16 protein-coding genes are annotated in these 14785 nt (G+C 71.5%); 11 read left to right on the plus strand and 5 right to left on the minus strand.

Going from position 1 to position 14785, the window contains the following annotated elements:
• Positions 1-80: 80 nt before the first annotated feature.
• Positions 81-392: a DUF6412 domain-containing protein gene (locus ACIRFH_RS01960; protein WP_403516607.1), complete on the minus strand. Its 312-nt coding sequence runs from the start codon at positions 390-392 to the stop codon at positions 81-83.
• A 266-nt stretch (positions 393-658) separates the two neighbouring features.
• Here ACIRFH_RS01960 and ACIRFH_RS01965 point away from each other — a divergent pair, with 266 nt between their 5' ends.
• The 3 genes from ACIRFH_RS01965 (at position 659) to ACIRFH_RS01975 (ending at position 2715) form a co-directional block, all read left to right on the plus strand.
• On the plus strand, positions 659-1099 hold the full coding sequence (locus ACIRFH_RS01965; RefSeq protein ID WP_403516608.1) for a DUF3592 domain-containing protein: 441 nt from the start codon (positions 659-661) through the stop codon (positions 1097-1099).
• Positions 1100-1185: 86 nt separating this feature from the next.
• A complete protein-coding gene (locus ACIRFH_RS01970; RefSeq protein ID WP_403516609.1) occupies positions 1186-2202 on the plus strand; it encodes an SEC-C domain-containing protein in 1017 nt (338 codons plus the stop codon).
• Positions 2203-2295: 93 nt separating this feature from the next.
• Positions 2296-2715: a DUF3592 domain-containing protein gene (locus ACIRFH_RS01975; RefSeq protein ID WP_403516610.1), complete on the plus strand. Its 420-nt coding sequence runs from the start codon at positions 2296-2298 to the stop codon at positions 2713-2715.
• 30 nt (positions 2716-2745) lie between these two features.
• On the opposite strand, the gene ACIRFH_RS01980 is transcribed toward ACIRFH_RS01975, so the two are convergent.
• A complete protein-coding gene (locus ACIRFH_RS01980) occupies positions 2746-3615 on the minus strand; it encodes an NmrA family NAD(P)-binding protein (RefSeq protein ID WP_403516611.1) in 870 nt (289 codons plus the stop codon).
• A gap of 110 nt (positions 3616-3725) precedes the next feature.
• Here ACIRFH_RS01980 and ACIRFH_RS01985 point away from each other — a divergent pair, with 110 nt between their 5' ends.
• From ACIRFH_RS01985 to ACIRFH_RS02015, 7 genes are all read left to right on the plus strand, one after another.
• Positions 3726-4472, plus strand: coding sequence for a TetR/AcrR family transcriptional regulator (locus tag ACIRFH_RS01985; RefSeq protein WP_403516612.1), 747 nt, complete (start codon positions 3726-3728; stop codon positions 4470-4472).
• Between the two features lie 304 nt (positions 4473-4776).
• On the plus strand, positions 4777-5229 hold the full coding sequence (locus tag ACIRFH_RS01990; RefSeq protein ID WP_403516613.1) for an SRPBCC domain-containing protein: 453 nt from the start codon (positions 4777-4779) through the stop codon (positions 5227-5229).
• A gap of 229 nt (positions 5230-5458) precedes the next feature.
• A complete protein-coding gene (locus ACIRFH_RS01995) occupies positions 5459-5674 on the plus strand; it encodes a hypothetical protein (protein WP_403516614.1) in 216 nt (71 codons plus the stop codon).
• Positions 5671-6969 carry a hypothetical protein gene (locus tag ACIRFH_RS02000; protein WP_403516615.1) on the plus strand — a complete coding sequence of 433 codons (1299 nt, stop codon included), beginning with the start codon at positions 5671-5673 and terminating at the stop codon, positions 6967-6969. Before ACIRFH_RS01995 ends, ACIRFH_RS02000 begins: the two co-directional genes overlap by 4 nt.
• Before the next feature lie 259 nt (positions 6970-7228).
• Complete coding sequence (locus tag ACIRFH_RS02005) at positions 7229-7639, plus strand: very short patch repair endonuclease (RefSeq protein ID WP_403516651.1); 411 nt, start codon at positions 7229-7231, stop codon at positions 7637-7639.
• Positions 7627-8622 carry a DNA cytosine methyltransferase gene (locus ACIRFH_RS02010; RefSeq protein ID WP_403516616.1) on the plus strand — a complete coding sequence of 332 codons (996 nt, stop codon included), beginning with the start codon at positions 7627-7629 and terminating at the stop codon, positions 8620-8622. Before ACIRFH_RS02005 ends, ACIRFH_RS02010 begins: the two co-directional genes overlap by 13 nt.
• A gap of 11 nt (positions 8623-8633) precedes the next feature.
• Positions 8634-9944 (plus strand): DNA cytosine methyltransferase, encoded by a 1311-nt coding sequence (locus tag ACIRFH_RS02015; protein WP_403516617.1) that lies wholly within the window; start codon positions 8634-8636, stop codon positions 9942-9944.
• Between the two features lie 15 nt (positions 9945-9959).
• Here ACIRFH_RS02015 and ACIRFH_RS02020 read toward each other — a convergent pair whose 3' ends face one another.
• The 3 genes from ACIRFH_RS02020 to ACIRFH_RS02030 are packed head-to-tail and all read right to left on the minus strand — an operon-like array spanning position 9960 to position 13966.
• On the minus strand, positions 9960-10823 hold the full coding sequence (locus tag ACIRFH_RS02020; RefSeq protein WP_403516618.1) for a DUF6339 family protein: 864 nt from the start codon (positions 10821-10823) through the stop codon (positions 9960-9962).
• The gene (locus ACIRFH_RS02025; RefSeq protein ID WP_403516619.1) at positions 10820-11815 is read right to left on the minus strand and encodes a hypothetical protein; all 996 of its coding nucleotides are present in this window, start codon (positions 11813-11815) and stop codon (positions 10820-10822) included. The genes ACIRFH_RS02020 and ACIRFH_RS02025 overlap by 4 nt, the downstream gene beginning before the upstream one ends.
• A gap of 3 nt (positions 11816-11818) precedes the next feature.
• Entirely contained in the window at positions 11819-13966 is a 2148-nt protein-coding gene (locus tag ACIRFH_RS02030; RefSeq protein ID WP_403516620.1) for a helix-turn-helix transcriptional regulator, read from the minus strand.
• 501 nt (positions 13967-14467) lie between these two features.
• Here ACIRFH_RS02030 and ACIRFH_RS02035 point away from each other — a divergent pair.
• Positions 14468-14674: a hypothetical protein gene (locus tag ACIRFH_RS02035; RefSeq protein ID WP_403516621.1), complete on the plus strand. Its 207-nt coding sequence runs from the start codon at positions 14468-14470 to the stop codon at positions 14672-14674.
• Positions 14675-14785: the final 111 nt, after the last annotated feature.

The raw sequence follows: 14785 nt of genomic DNA on the forward strand, positions 1-14785 counted from the left end.
TGCCGGTGCGATCGGTGATCGGGGTGTGCGGCATGACGACCCGCGCAGGTGCATGGGCCTTGCGGTGGTGAAGGGATGCCCTACGCGGTGGTCGCCGTCGGGGCGTGTCCGGGTGCCCGTGGCCGGCGGCGGCCGGGGGCGTCGGGATCGCGTTGCGGCAGGAAGGCCGTACGGCGGTCCCGGTCCCTGATGGCCGTGCGCACCCGGGTGGGCGGCACGGCGGGCACGCAGCGCGCGGCGATCAGGGCGCAGACGGCGAGCGCGGCACCGGCCGCGGCGGTCGCGGCGAGCGCGACGGTGGCGGAGAGGCTGCCGACGTCGACGAGGGCGACGGGCAGGAGCACCAGCAGCAGCACGGACAGGGGACGCGGGACGGCCCGGTCTCGGGTCATGAGCGACTCCCCCCTCTCGTACGCGCGTTTGCCCCAGTTATACAGGACCCGATACGGCGCCCGACAGCGCGCGGGCGGACACCGGGCCGCCCGGGCGGGCTCCGGGCGGCCACCGGCGGCGACGGCGGCGGCGGGTCCGAGCGTCCCTGCGCTCCGGGTGGCCGGGCGCTCCGGGTGGCCGGGCGCTCCGGGTGGCCGGGCGTCCCTGCGCTCCGGGTGGCCGGGGATGTCCCTGCGCACCGGGTGCCGCCCTAGGCTCTGCGCCCATGACTGTCTACTGGTTCCTGGCCCTCATACCGTTCCTCGGCGGACTCGCCCTCACGGCCGTCGAGGCCAGGATCGCGATCACCGAGCACGTGGTGCGCCGCCTGGGCCGTCACGCCGAGGGCGTGGTGTCGGACCACGTCGCGTCCCGCGAGGGCACCTACCCGACGTTGCACCCGGTGGTCCGATGGACCGACGGCGACGGCACCGAGCACGTGCACGCCCTCCCCGGCGCGACGGACGCCCACCGGCTCGCCAAGGGCGCCCGCGTCCACCTGCGCCACCTCCCCGGCGCCCCCGACAGCGTGGTCCTGGACTCGCCGGAGCGCTACCGGACGGCGGTGCTCGGCATGTGGCTCGGCGTACTGCTGTGGGTCGGGACGCTGACGGCGGTCCTGATCCGCGTGGCGACCCTGCTGCCGGGGAGCCGGTACTCCTTCTGACCCTCCGCTCCGTCTCCGTCCCCGGTCCCGGCCTCTGGCCTGTGGCCCCCTGACCTTCGTCACCTCTCGGCAGTACGGTGTCACCCATGCGCCCCGACACGCCTGCCGAAAACGTCGACCACACCGCCGAAGCCGCCCGCCTCGAGCGGACCGCCGGTCTGTACCCGGAGGACACCGAGGCCCTCCTCGTGCGCGCCGCGGCCCACCTGGAACTGTCCGGCGACCGTCCCGCCGCGACCAAGCTCTACGACCGCCTGCTGTCCTCGCCGGACGGACTGGAGAGCCCGTCCCTGGTCCGCGCGCTCAAGGCGTCGAACCTCTGGGAGTACGGCCACGAGGCCGAGGCCAGGGCGATCATCGAGGGCGTCCGCACGGCCGCGCCGCGTGACCCGGCCCCCTGGGTGATCGTGGCCGAGGCCCTGGAGGCCCACGACGAACTGGAGGCGGCCCAGGAGACGTTCACGGAGGGCGCCCGTCTGCTCCTGACGGACGTGGCCGAACCGCCGTACGCCACGCATCCGCTGCTGTACGGGCGTCACCGCGTACGGCGCATGCTGGGCGCGCCCCACGACGACTGGGACCGCCTGGCGGACACCCTCCACTCGATGCCGGTGTCCCTGGACGAGCTGCACGACCCGAAGCGCGTCTGGTCCCTCGGTTCGGACGATCCGGCCGACCTGCGGGCGGAGATCTCCCGCCTGCGTGCCGAGCTGGGCGCGTACCGCGAGGCCCTGTCCCGTCCCTTCCCCGTGGCCATGCTCCACTGGCCGGCGGACGAGCTGGCGGAGCTGCTGGAGGCGCACCCGTCCCTGTCCGCCGAGTACCCCTCGTACGAGGAGCACCTGGCGGCGATAGAGGCGGCCCTGCGCGAACTGGCCTCGTCGGGCACGCCGAACCTGGGTGTCGTCCGGGGGACGGTGCCGTCGTACGAGGCGTTCGCGGCCTCGGAGGGCACGTCCCCGTCCGACGCGACGCTGCTGCCGCAGTACGCGACGACCCTGGCGGCCCGGGGCCGCGCGGTGGCGTGGCCTCCGCAGCGGGGCGCGGAGTGCTGGTGCGGTTCGGGCCGGACCTACGGGGAGTGCCACGGAACCAAGGCGTGACGGGACGCGTCTCTCCGGGGCCACCTGACGCCGGTACCGGACCACCGGGACGACGCTCGGGTCGACCGACGTGTGCCTCGGGGGGAGCCCGCCATGTCCCAGCCCTGGTTGACCATCGCCCTGCTCTTCGCCGCCGGGTGGACGGCCTACGGCGTCCGCGTCACCCACCTCGCCCTGCGTGTCCGGCGAGGCCTGCGCCTCCTCGGCGCCCGGGGCACCCGCACGGACGGCGAGGTCGCCCGCGGCCCCCGCCGCGAGGGCCCGGTCCTCCATCCGGCCCAGGTCCGCTACCAGGCGGGCCCGCACCGCCAGACCTACCGCCGCGCTCCCCTCAACGCCCACCTCCACGCCCTCCACGTCGGCCACAAGGTCGTCGTCCGCTACGACCCGGAGGATCCGCGCCGGGTGGTCGTGGTCCGGACGCAGCAAACGTTCACCCCGGGGACGTACCTGGTGTGGGGGGTGGTGCTGGTCCTGTTCGGGCTGGCGTTGGGGGTGTGGGCGGTGGTCTGAGGGTGGTCCCGGGCGGGGCGGGAGGCTGCGTCACCCGCCGAGCAGGCGCTCGCGCAGCGCTTCGCCGAGGGTGACGGGTTCGCGGCCGATCAGGGTGGCCAGGGTCGGGTCGACGGCGGCGAACTCGCCGGCCCGGGCGGCCGCGAAGATGCCCAGCAGCCGGCCCGCCGTCTCGGCGGGAACGCCGTGGCCCACCAGCTGCTCCCGGAACCCGTCGTCGGGCGTGGTGGTCCTCGTGAAGGTGCGGCCGGTGATCTCGGTGGCGATACGGGCGATGTCGTCGAAGGTGAGGGCCTGCCCTCCGGTGAGCGGCGGGGTGGGGCCGTCGAAGCGGCCTTCGTCGGCCAGGATGACGGCGGCCGCCTCGGCGAGGTCGGCGTGCGCGGTCCAGCTGACGGGCCCGTCCGCGGGGAGCGCGATCCGGCCGGACTCGACGGCGGGCTCGAGGAAGTGCGCCGCGCTGGCGGCGTAGAAGCCGTTGCGCAGCGCGGTGAACGGCACGCCGCAGTCGCGCAGCGCCTCCTCGGTGGCGGCGTGGTCGCGGCACGCCTGGAAGTGCGACGACGCGCCGGCTCCTATCTGGCTGGTGTAGAGGATGCGCCGGGCGCCCGCCGCGACGGCCCCCTCGATCGCCGCACGGTGCTGCTTGACGCACTCCTCGCCCATCGTGTCGACGGAGACGATGAGCACCTGGGAGGCGCCCTCGAAGGCGTGGGCGAGCCCGGCGGTGTCGGTGAAACTGCCCTGCCGGACCCGCACCCCCCGCTCCGCGAACGCCTTGGCCTGTGCCTTCCGCGGATCGCGGACGCTGACGCCGACCCTCTCCACCGGTACGCGCGTGAGCAGCCTCTCGACGATCTGACGGCCGAGCTGTCCGGTGGCTCCGGTCACGATGATCATGATGTCTCCCCATATGTACGGCATACGCACGGCCCACTGATTCCAGTGGAAACGCATTCAACGTATCACCGATACTAACGACGGAACCGACAGAGCGCTACCATCGATACGTGCCATCGCCTTCACGTCGCGGTAACAGCGACACCGCCGCCAAGTCCGATCCCGCGCCCCCGAGCCGGGAGGAGCCCCGTCGGCGGGTCGTCGAGGCCGCCATCGACCTGCTGAAGCGCGGGGGCCGCGACGCGGTCACCACCCGCGCGGTCGCCGATGCGGCGGGCATGCAGCCGCCGGCCATCTACCGGCTGTTCGGCGACAAGGACGGACTGCTCGACGCCGTGGCCGAGTACGGCTTCGCCTCGTTCCTCGCCACCAAGCGCGTCGACCCGGACCCGCCGGATCTCATCGAGGACCTGAGGGCCGGCTGGGACGTCGCGGTCGAGTTCGGCCTGGCCAATCCCGCGCTGTACACCCTGATGTACACCGAGCCCGCCAGGACCCCCTCGGCCGCCTTCGAGACCGGCATGGAGATCCTGAGGGGCCGCATCCGCCGCCTGGCCGCCGCCGGCCTGCTCCGCGTCGACGAGGAACTCGCGGCCCAGATCATCCACGCCACGGCACGCGGCGCGGTGCTCACCTGGCTCTCCCTGCCCGAGGACCGGCGCGACCCGGCCCTCCTGACCACCCTGCGGGAATCCATGGTCACCGCCGTCACCAACCAGCGCCCGGCCGTGCAGGAGCCGGGCCCGGCGGGCGCCGCCCGCGCGCTGCGCGCCGCCCTGTCCGACCGGACGCCCCTCAGCGGGGCGGAGCAGCACCTGCTGAGGGAGTGGCTGGACCGCCTCGCGGCCGAGGGATGAGGCACGGGCGGCGCGGCATCGCCGTGCCGACGCGGCCGCGCTCCGGGCGCGGCGGACGTTCACCCCGACGGCGAGCCCGGTGTGCGGTGTGCGGTGTGCGGTCGGGCCTGTTCGGGCCGAGGCCAGGGCCGGGGGTGTGGGCGACGACCTGGCCCGACGTGGCCGCGGCACCGCGACGGGCGCACGGGATCCCGCGAAGAACCCCTCGGCGGGCCGATGAGGTTCCGCGTCCACGGACGTCTACAGGTGCGACCACCTCACGCGAGGCGTGAGGCCCCGGAAACCCGAAAGATGGAGACGGCACATGAGCACCGAGCAGACCACCGCGGCCGAGGGCTTCTCCTACGCCCTGACCCGCGTCCTGGACGCCCCCGTGGCCCGGGTCTGGGAAGCCTGGACCACCCCCGACCAGTACGCCCAGTGGGCCCACGCCGCCCCCGGCTCCGTCGAGATGGACGTACGCCCCGGCGGCGCCTGGAAGTCCACGATGCTCACCCCCGACGGCGGCGCGTTCCCGCTGACCGGCTCCTACGTGGAGGTGGCCGAGCCGCACCGCCTGGTCCTCGGCATGGACGTCCCCGGCCGGCCGGACCCGGCGACGATGTCCCTGGAACTCACGGAACAGGACCCGGACCGCACGGAGATCGTCCTCCGTCAGACGAGCGACACGGCGGAGGAACGGGACATGGCGGAACAGGGCAGCGGCATGCTGCTGGACGGGCTGGCGGAATTCCTGGCGGACAAGGCGCGGGGCTGAGCCCCTTGCGCCGTCGCCCTCGCCGACAGGACACCGGTCTCGCGCGGCGCGATCGCTTCGCCGCGAAGTGTTCGCGCCGCGCTCATGTGCCGGCACACGGCCGCCACCGGTGCCGCGCCGTCGGGAACCGCACGACGGACGCGGCGCCGTCGTCGACGGAAGCGGTCAACACCTGCCGCTCTACGCACTGTTGCCGCCGTCCCGGCCCCCGGTAGCCTGCCCTTCGGCCATGGAGACGCGTCAACGGGGATACGCGAGGGGCACCGTGGAACGGCAGGACGTACGAGGGCACTACGACGGTGAGGACGTCCCCGAGGGGCGGGTCCGGCTCCCGTACGAGGAGCTGGACGCGATGTGGCCGAAGGAGTCCGTGCACCACGTCACCGGCCGAGCGGAGCCCGTCATCCGGCTCGACCAGCCCGACCCCGCCGAGTACTACCGGTGACCGCGGCCGACGCCACCCCCGCCCTCGACGACGTCACCGGGGCCCGGCAGGAGCTGACCGTCCTCCTGCCCGCACGGCTGCGTCGCACCCCGGGCTGGGCGCAGGGTCCGTTCCCGTTCGAGCTGGGCAGCCGTCGTACGGACGCGGCGACACGGTCGACGTACTTCGCCCCCGCCTCGGCCCGTGCCCTCTACGGGGCTCCGGGGCGCCCGCGCCGCTGGCACCTGCCGATGGACGTCAAGCACGACGGACTGCATCTGATCGGCGTGGAACTCCTCCGTGCGGCCACCGCGCGCGCCCCCGAACACGCCCTGGCCGTGCTCCACTTCACCGTGGAGAGACCACTGCTCCCGGTCCTGCGGGACATCGCCGGCCGGGGCTCGGCCGCCCTCGGCACACCGTTCGCCGGGCTCACCGGCCCGTTCGACCCGGTCCGGCTCCTGGACGGCATCGCCGACGTCCGTGACCTCACCACCCCCTTCGCCGTCGCCCGCCCGTACACGGTCGCGTTCCTGTCCCCGACGGCACGGCACACGCCCGCACTGCGCGACGGCCTCGAGGGAGAGCTGCCCGCGACCGCCGACCGCTGGCTGTGGCAGCTGGCCTCCCGCTCCAACCCCCAGGACTTCCCCCTGGCCCCCGAGACGGCCGCGAACCACCTCAAGGACACCGTGCGCATCTCCGCGGACTGGAGCGCCCTGGTCCTCCGGCAGGGCGCCGCCTTCCTCGGCCACCGGCCGGACACCGGCGACGGCGACTTCTACGGCTTCGGCGCGCTGCACTCCCGCACCGTCTACCTCGACGCCCTGCTGCTGGGCTCCCTGCAACGCGACCACATCGACGAACTCACCGACGAGCTGTCGGACGTCTTCGCCTCCCCCAGGCGCCTGGCCCGCCGGGTCGCCACCCTGGAACGCAACATCGCGCTCTTCCGCAGCGGCTACTGGCGGCAGCACCTCACGGCCCACGGCCCGGCGAACGAGCTGCTGCTCGCCTTCCAGAACCAGCACCGGCTGCCGCAGCGCTTCACCGAGATCCTCACCGAGGCCGCCGACTACAGCCGGCTGGTCCAGACCCAGGAGAGCCAGCAGATCAGCGGCGCCCTGGGCGTCCTCACCATCCTCGGCCTCCCCCTGGGCACGGCCCTCGGCATCCTCCAGGTCCTGGACGACGACTCCCTCTCCCACCTCCTCATCGCCCTGGCCCTGTCGGTGGTGGTGACGGCCGGGGTGCTGACGACGCGGTACGGGCGGCTGGTGCTGTCGTCCCTGCGGGGCGGGTGGAAGGGGCGGTAGCCCGGTCGGGTCCGCCGCCAGAACACCTACCTCGCGCGACGTGAGCAACTTCCCCGCGAAGTGTTCGTACCGCGCTCATATGAGCCCGGTACGGCCGTCCCCGACGCCGTGCCGCCCGGCCCCCGGCCGGCTGGTCCGTTTCCGTGTGGTCAGAACGAGCCGGCAGGATGCGGTCTTCACCGACCGAAACGACGTACGTTCATGGGGCGCGGCAGTATTGGACAACGTGAAGCCCTCCTCCCCCGCCGTCTCGGCGCGCATGTCCCGCCAGGCCAGCAAAGACACGAACGCCGAGCTGTCCGTTCGGCGCCTGCTGCACGCGGCCGGGCTTCGCTATCGCGTGGAGTACCCGGTGCCGGGCATGGCCCGGCGGCGTATCGACGTGGCGTTCACCCGCGCCAAGGTGGCCGTTCTGATCGACGGCTGCTTCTGGCACGGATGCCCCCAGCACGCCACGCAACCGAAGTCCAACGCCGAGTGGTGGCGCACCAAGCTGGACCGGAACATGGCCCGCGACCGGGAGACGACGGAGCATCTGACCGCCCTGGGGTGGACGGTGCTGCGCTTCTGGGAGCATGAGGATCCGGTAGAGGTGGCCGCTCGGGTGAGAGCGGCCGTGGAGCGGCGCCTGGGGGAACGGGCGGGAAAGCAGGAGACGTGGGGGGACTGACCTTCGTGGACGTGTGCTCGGGGGCGGGAGGGCTCGCCCTCGGCCTGGAGCAGGCCGGATTCGAGCCGCGTCTGCTCCTGGACGACGACGATGACGCCGTCGCGACCCTGCGGGCCAACCGGCCGCACTGGAACGTGCTCGGCGCCGACCTGCTCGACTTCGACCCGTCCGAGCATCCCGAGAGCCATGACGTGGACCTCCTCTCGGCGGGACTGCCGCGGGTGAAGTCGAGCGCGACCGCCCGACGGGCCGAATCGGGCCTGGAGGAGCGCCTGTTGAAGGCCACGGTCTACCTGGCCCACGCCATCAGGCCGCGAGCGGTGATCATCGAGAACGTCCCCGATCTCGCCCACTCGGACAGGTACCAGAGCTTCCGTGACTTCGCGCGCGCCGAACTGGCTCACCTGGGTTACGAGTTCAGATGGCTCGTCGTGAACGCAGTCGACTTCGGAGTGCCGCAGAACCGTAAGCAGGGTGTGTTGGTGGCCGTCGAGCGGCGTTGGGCCGGGGCCTTCCGGCCACCGACACCCACGGTGTCGGAACCGCGGACGGTCGGCGCCGTCCTGGCGCAGTCCATGGCGGCACGCGGTTGGCCGGACGCCGCCCGGTGGGCCGCCCAGGCCGACCAGCCGGCTCCGACGCTGGTCGGAGGCTCGAAGAACCGAGGTGGCGCCGACCTCGGGCCGACCGGAGCCAAACGGAAGTGGGCGACGATGGGCGTCAACGCCCACACGGTGGGCAACGAGGTCCCCGGCCCCGACTTCGTGTGGGACCCTCGGCTCGGCAAGGACAACATGGTGAAAATCACAGTGGAGCAGGCGGCGCTCCTCCAGGGGTTCCCCGGGTCCTGGGAGGTCACGGGCCTGAAGACCGCCCGTTACCGCCAGATCGGGCACGCGACACCGCCGCCCGTCGGTCTGGCCCTGGGTCGGGCCGTTGCCGATGCTCTGCGCGGGGAGCCAGAGACCCCCGCTGCCGGCTAGACTTCCGCCACATGACCAGCACGCCGCCCCACCAGTCCATCCTCGACAAGCCCTTTGTCCTGGACCTCTTCGCAGGGCCCGGTGGGCTGGACGTCGCTGGTCACCGGCTGGGCGTCCCGAGTCTCGGGATCGAGTGGGACAAGAGCGCGTGCCTGACGCGTTACGCGGCCGGCCTGGACACCCTCCACGCCGACGTGAGCGCGGTCCGCAGGGAGTCCTTCGAATCCCTCCCACCGGAGATCAACGTGCTCGCCGGCGGGCCTCCGTGCCAGACGTACTCGGTGGCCGGTAAGGGCGCGGGACGTGAAGCTCTGGACAAGGTCAAGGAGTTCATCGCACGGCTCATGGCGGGTGATCCCGACGAGAAGATCGACGAGGATCTGAAGAACCTCAGCGACCCGCGCACCGCGTTGGTGCTCGAACCCCTCCGGTACGCGATCCAGGCGACCAGGAGTCCGAACCGGGGCCACCGGCCGTACGACGTCATCGTCCTGGAGCAGGTCCCCGCCGTGCGGGCGCTCTGGGAGAGCTACGCCGAGGTCCTGCAGAAGGTCGGTCTTCCCGACGGCACCAAGTACCAGGTCGTCGTCGGCGTCCTGGCCACCGAGATCTACGGAGTGCCGCAGACCCGATCTCGCGCCGTGCTGATCGCTCGTCGTGAGGGACTCGGCAAGCCCTCGCTGCCCGCACCGACCCACCGCACCTACGAGGCGAAGGGGTGGAACCGCAGGAACAGCGGCACCGCGGTCTCCACGGCTCAGCCGACCCTCTACGACATGGAGATCCCCGAGCCTGGACAGGGCCCCACGGAGGACGACGGTCTGGAGCACTGGACGTCGATGGGCGACGCCCTCGCCGAGCCGGTCGGCACGCACCCGGGGCGGAGGACACCCTTCTGGGTCCGGTCGAACTACGGCAGCTCCGGAGACCCGAAGCGACGCGGAGTGCGGACCGATCGACAGCCCGCCACCACCGTCACCGGACGTATCTCGCGCTTCGTGGTCTTCGAACCCGTCGGCGACCACCACCCCCACGTCGTGTGTGAGGGTCCGAGGTTCAGCATGAACGAGGCGGGGATGCTGCAGAGCTTCCCGCCGGACTACCCCTGGTCGGGGACGGCCCAGGCCCAGCAGGTGGGCAACGCCGTGCCGCCCCTCTTCGGCGCGCACCTCCTGAGCGCCGCGCTCGGACTTCCCGCACCGACCCCGGACGCGCTGCGGAAGCCGTGGGTGCCCGCCACCGAGGAACAGCGGGCCAAACTGCGGAGCCACGGGTGCGGAACAGCGGACGACTGCACCGCCCGCTGCCCGCGTCCCGAGTAGCTCGACTCCGCCGAATCAGTCCTCGCTCTTCCGGCCCCTGACCGGGGCGGTCTCGAACAGGTCGGTGAAGTAGTCGGTGAGCGCTGTCACGGACTTCTCCGGAGCGGGGTCCTCGTCGGGCCCCTCCGGGAGGACGTGGCGCGAGACCGGTGGAGCCGTCTGCGCCTCCTCGATCCAGTCCCGCAGACGGGCGGGGTCCCGGGGCTCGTCCGGCGCGAGGGCGTCGTAGATCACGGTTGCTCCGGCCGCGTTGATGGTGACGCCCAAGCCGTTGATCTCCCGTCCGGTGGTGACCTTCCCGCTCTTCAGGAGACGGACCAACGCCTGTGCTGTGGGACGGTGGTCGATGAGGTCCATCCGGAGAACGGTGTGGATGAGGTCCTGGTTGCCGCAGGCGATCTCGACCGGCCCGTAGTCTGCCCCGTTCCGGAAGAGTTCGGCCGCCCACCACAGGCGGGAGAAGCACTGCCGGTCCGCAGGACCCTGGAAGCGCGCCGCAGCCACACGCCGAGACGAATCCGACAAGTGACGCCAGACGACGTAGTCAGGGGCGACAGCCAGCGCCAAGTGGTTCCACAGCCTGCTGTCCGCCGCTTCCTGCCGCGTCAGTCGCAGCGTGGCATGGAGCCGGGGCGCCAGCCACGCGTCGGCCCGGGTGCGCTCCTTGTCGAAGGCGAACATGGCGTCGTCCACCAGGCTGCGGATCGGCTCGACCCCCCACCTGGCGTCGTCCTCGGGAAGAGGCTCGACGACCTTGGCGAGGTCGAGGCCGCTGTGGACCTCTTCGCCCCTGAGCAGTCCCTCCGTGAGGAAGGTGTCGGCGGCCGAGCCGGAGAGCCGTGCCAGGCGCTCCGGTACGTGGTGGGGCTGGGTGATCACGACTCGCTCTCCCTGTTCGTCCGTTCCAGGCTGCGGATCATGTAGCCCACCGCCTTGGCGGCCTCGGCGCGCCGGACCGCCGCGTAATGGATGCGCGTCTGCAGCTCGCCCCAGCCCGACTCGCCGGTGCGCCGGCGGTGGACCTGACGCAGGGCCTCCTCGACGTGCACACCGGGGACGACGTCCGGGAGCATCTCCCGCAGCACCTCGCCCTGCCAGTCGGTCGGGAAGACCGGGCCGCCGCCCGGTTCCACCTCCAGGTCGCCGATGGCGCCGTGGAAGACCGCCGTCCACACGTCCGTGGCCATCTGGGCGACGAGGAGATCGCGCACCTTGCTCTCCACGCCGGATCCGTTGCTGTCCAGCAGTCCGACGATGCCGTCGATGTCGGTGTTGACGTACACCGTGGGGACCCGTGCCGTGGTGTCCACGAGCCAGGGGGCGTCGGCGTAGGCGTGCAGCCATTCCCTGGAGCTCTTGCTGAACGACGCCTTCCGGACGTCCAGTCGCAGCCCTCTGACCGGCTCGTCGGAGACGGTGTCGACGATCCAGTTCCGGTCGGTCTCGGTGATCGACCGTCCGCGTACTCCGTCGACCGTTCCGACGGCGTACGCGCTGAGGTGAGCACGTCCCAGGTGGTCGTCGCGGTGCAGTTCCAGGGAGCCCGACCAGTCGTGGCTGTCCTCCGTGTCCCGTGCGAGGACCGTCGAGGTGCGGACGTTGGTCTCCCCGTCGGTCAACACGGCGAGGACGCACAGATCGGACCAGGCCGCGTCCGGGGCGTCGGCGCCGGGCGGCAGCGTGGCGGTGAGACCGATCGTGGCGCTCACCCAGTCCGCGTGGCCCGCGACGCCGAGGGCGACGGCCTGCTCCTGTACCGAGTAGGCGCTGGTGTCGAGTGGATCACGGGTGCCGTCGGAGAGCTTGAGGGAGACCGACGTCACCCTGAGCGTGATCGGGCGACTGAGTCGCTTGTACGGGTAGATCTTCACGCGTCACGCCTCCTTGCCGGCACGCAGTTCGACGACGAGGCGGGTGAGCGTGGTCCTCACCGGGTGGCTGGAGGCGTCGGTGGCTCCTCGGAACTTCGCGCGGCGTGTGCCGGGCGGGAAGCGCAGGGTTCCGTTCTCCACCTCGCAGCCCTCCACGGCGACGAGTTCCGCCCAGTCGAGGCGCGGGCGTCCTCCGGAGCGGACGTCCAACTGGGCGACCGGCACCATCGGGACGATCTCGTCACCACGCGGGATCTTCACCTCGGCCGTGATCAGCCACTCCCCCTGGTCGCCGATCGTCGCGTCGAGCGCGTCCAGCACCGGCACCACCGGGCCGGTAGGCACCTTGGCCTTGGGTCGGCTCTTGACGGTCAGTGCCTTGCGCAGGGCTTCGCCACCTTCGCCCTTGCTTCGTCTCGGGCGGGCGACGAGTTCCCTGACCGCGCTGTTGACCTCGGTGGTCAGATTCTGGATCCGCCGGTACGCGGAAGGGGACCAGCGCAGGGTCAGCTCCTCCGTCTGCCCCCAGCGGTCGTGCTCGGGCGGTTCCGCCGCCCGCAGGAACTCCTCGGCCTCCTTCGCGAACGGGGTCGACTCACCGGCGGCCTCGCCGACCAGGAGTACGGCCTGGAAGGGGTTGGTGCCGATCGGCAGGTTGGGAACCGGCGCCTTCCTGACCGTCATGCGGTTGCCACGCAGCGAGTGCACCCGGTTCTTGGGGGTGTCCTTGTCACCGGCGGCCTCGGTGACCAGCAGGACCGCCTGGTGCGTACCGAGCGTCCCCCGGGCGCCTCCGGTCAGCGGCAGCTTCAGCGGAACGTTTCTGGACGCCACCTGACCGGCCTCGGTGAGCCGGTCCACCGTGATGCCCTCGTAGTGGGCCCGCAGGGCGCGGGTACGGGAAGGCTGCTCGACGGACGGGTCCACCTTCGTCTCCGGCACGACCACCTCGCCGTTGCGCAGGGCGCGGACGGAGACCTCCAGGAGGGGGAGTCGGCCGCCTCCGCCGATCATGGCGGCCCAGAAGTCGCGGCCCAGCGCCTCGACCAGGCGGCCGTGCATCCTGCTGATGTCGCGGGTGTCCTCGGGGCCCTCCTCGGCGCGGGGCTTCCCGTCCTGATCGTGGAAGTCCTCTTCCTCGAGGCTGGCCACGTCGTGCGCGCCCACGATGAGGAAGGACGTGCCGGGCTCGTCGCTCTCCCTGCTCAGATGCAGGCGGTCCACGGTCTCCTCGTCCGCCCACCAGGAACGGGCGACCTCGGCGCCCCGTTTGTCGGGGTCGGGCCGCCCGAACCAGGCGGGGCCCGCGTAGGTGTGTCCGTCGACCTTCCGCCAGGGCAGTTCGAGACGGCCGATCACCCGTCGCTCGGTACGCCCCTCGTGCGGCACGGACAGGGTGGAGTTGATGAGCACGAGACCGAGGGCGCTGGTGGCCCACAGCGTCGCCTTGCCCAGACCGTACGAACCACCGGCGGCGGTACCGGTCTTCAGGCTCTCGAGCTGGCGCCGGACGACAGCGGCGAACTTGCCGTCCTCGTAGTCGTCACCGGTGAGTCCGGAGGCGTTGTAGTCGTCGACCCGCAGAAGGATCAGACGCCCCTTCTCGTACATGTCGCGCACACCGGCGTCGACGACTCTGCCGACCTTCTGGTTACCGGCGAGCTCCGAGACGGCGGAGTAGTGCGGGAAGAGGTCGTTCCAGAGGATCGCCTCGCGGAAGGCGTCCAGGTGCTCACCGGTCAACTCGTGCAGGGTGTAGCGGACCCGAACGGGGCGGCCGTTCTCCGTCAGCCGCTCGTCGAGGCTGTTCTGGCACGTCTCGCGTGCGAGGACCTGGACGTCGGCGTCGAAGGCGAAGGCCGCGGCGTTGCCCAGGTCACGGCCGTCGTCGGGATAGCCGGGGCGGTGGTACCAGGAGACCGGGAGGCCGGCCTGGGTATCGGTGGTGCGGGTGTGCACCGTGCCGACGTCCGTGCCGAGCGCCTTGGCAATGTCCGTCATGACGGTCGGGCGCGGGGTCGACCGCCCGGCGATCCACGCGGAGACGGCGGCTCGGGTCAGTCCGAGCTCCTTGGCCAGTTCGGCCTGCGTCTTCCCCGCGAGCTTGAGCTGTCGGGCCAGCCACGGCCCGAACTCCTCACCTGTCTCCACGTGCCACCTGCTCTTCCTCGGGTCGTACGAGGGAGGCTAAGTTGACGATCGCGATCATGTCAACCAATAGTTAACCGAGCAGGGGCCCCGACCGACTCAGTTCGCCTGCCCGATTCGCCCACTTCACCCCGCATATCCATTTTTGCCCGACCTGCACAAACGGAGGCATCCAACTCCTTTCGCACGAGCAGACGTTGGGGCTTGCCGTCACCTCAAAACCCCGCTACATTCGCCACGTTGGAAAAGCCAACTCGCTCGCGAACCGCTTTATCGGAGGCCGGGCGGCCCGCACCACAGGTATGTCTTCATGTGCTCGATGAACGATCCAACGAACGCATGAGGAAACGTTTTTGGAAATCTCTGGCGGCCGGGGGGAGACAGCCGCTACCGTGATCGGCGGGAGCACATATCCCGCAGCAGGACCCGTTCGCTTCATGGGGCGTTATCCGATTACACCCCTGTGCGAATTCCAGAACATCGATCGACAGGGGTGGGGACCCGATGAACGAGGACGACTGTTTTCCGTTGTTGCTCTCCCAGCGGGAGCGCAGCGTGCGCGAGCTGGGTATTCAGCGGGTGGTGAGCAGGGCCGAAGTCACGGACCTCCCGAGCCGTCACGACCTGTCCGAGGACGATTTCCTCGCAGGTTGTCCCGACCTGCCCAAGACGATACCGGCGTTGCCGGACGAGAGTCCGCCTGCCATCTGACCTTGCACACTCCACCCGTATGACCTGCGCACTCGCCCGTCGGAGAGACGCTCCGACCATCAGTGCGCGACGAATCATGGGCCGGCTCGCACCCAGCCGGCGGGCCGGCCC

This window comes from Streptomyces sp. NPDC093586 (genome assembly GCF_044764905.1).
Lineage (GTDB): Bacteria > Actinomycetota > Actinomycetes > Streptomycetales > Streptomycetaceae > Streptomyces.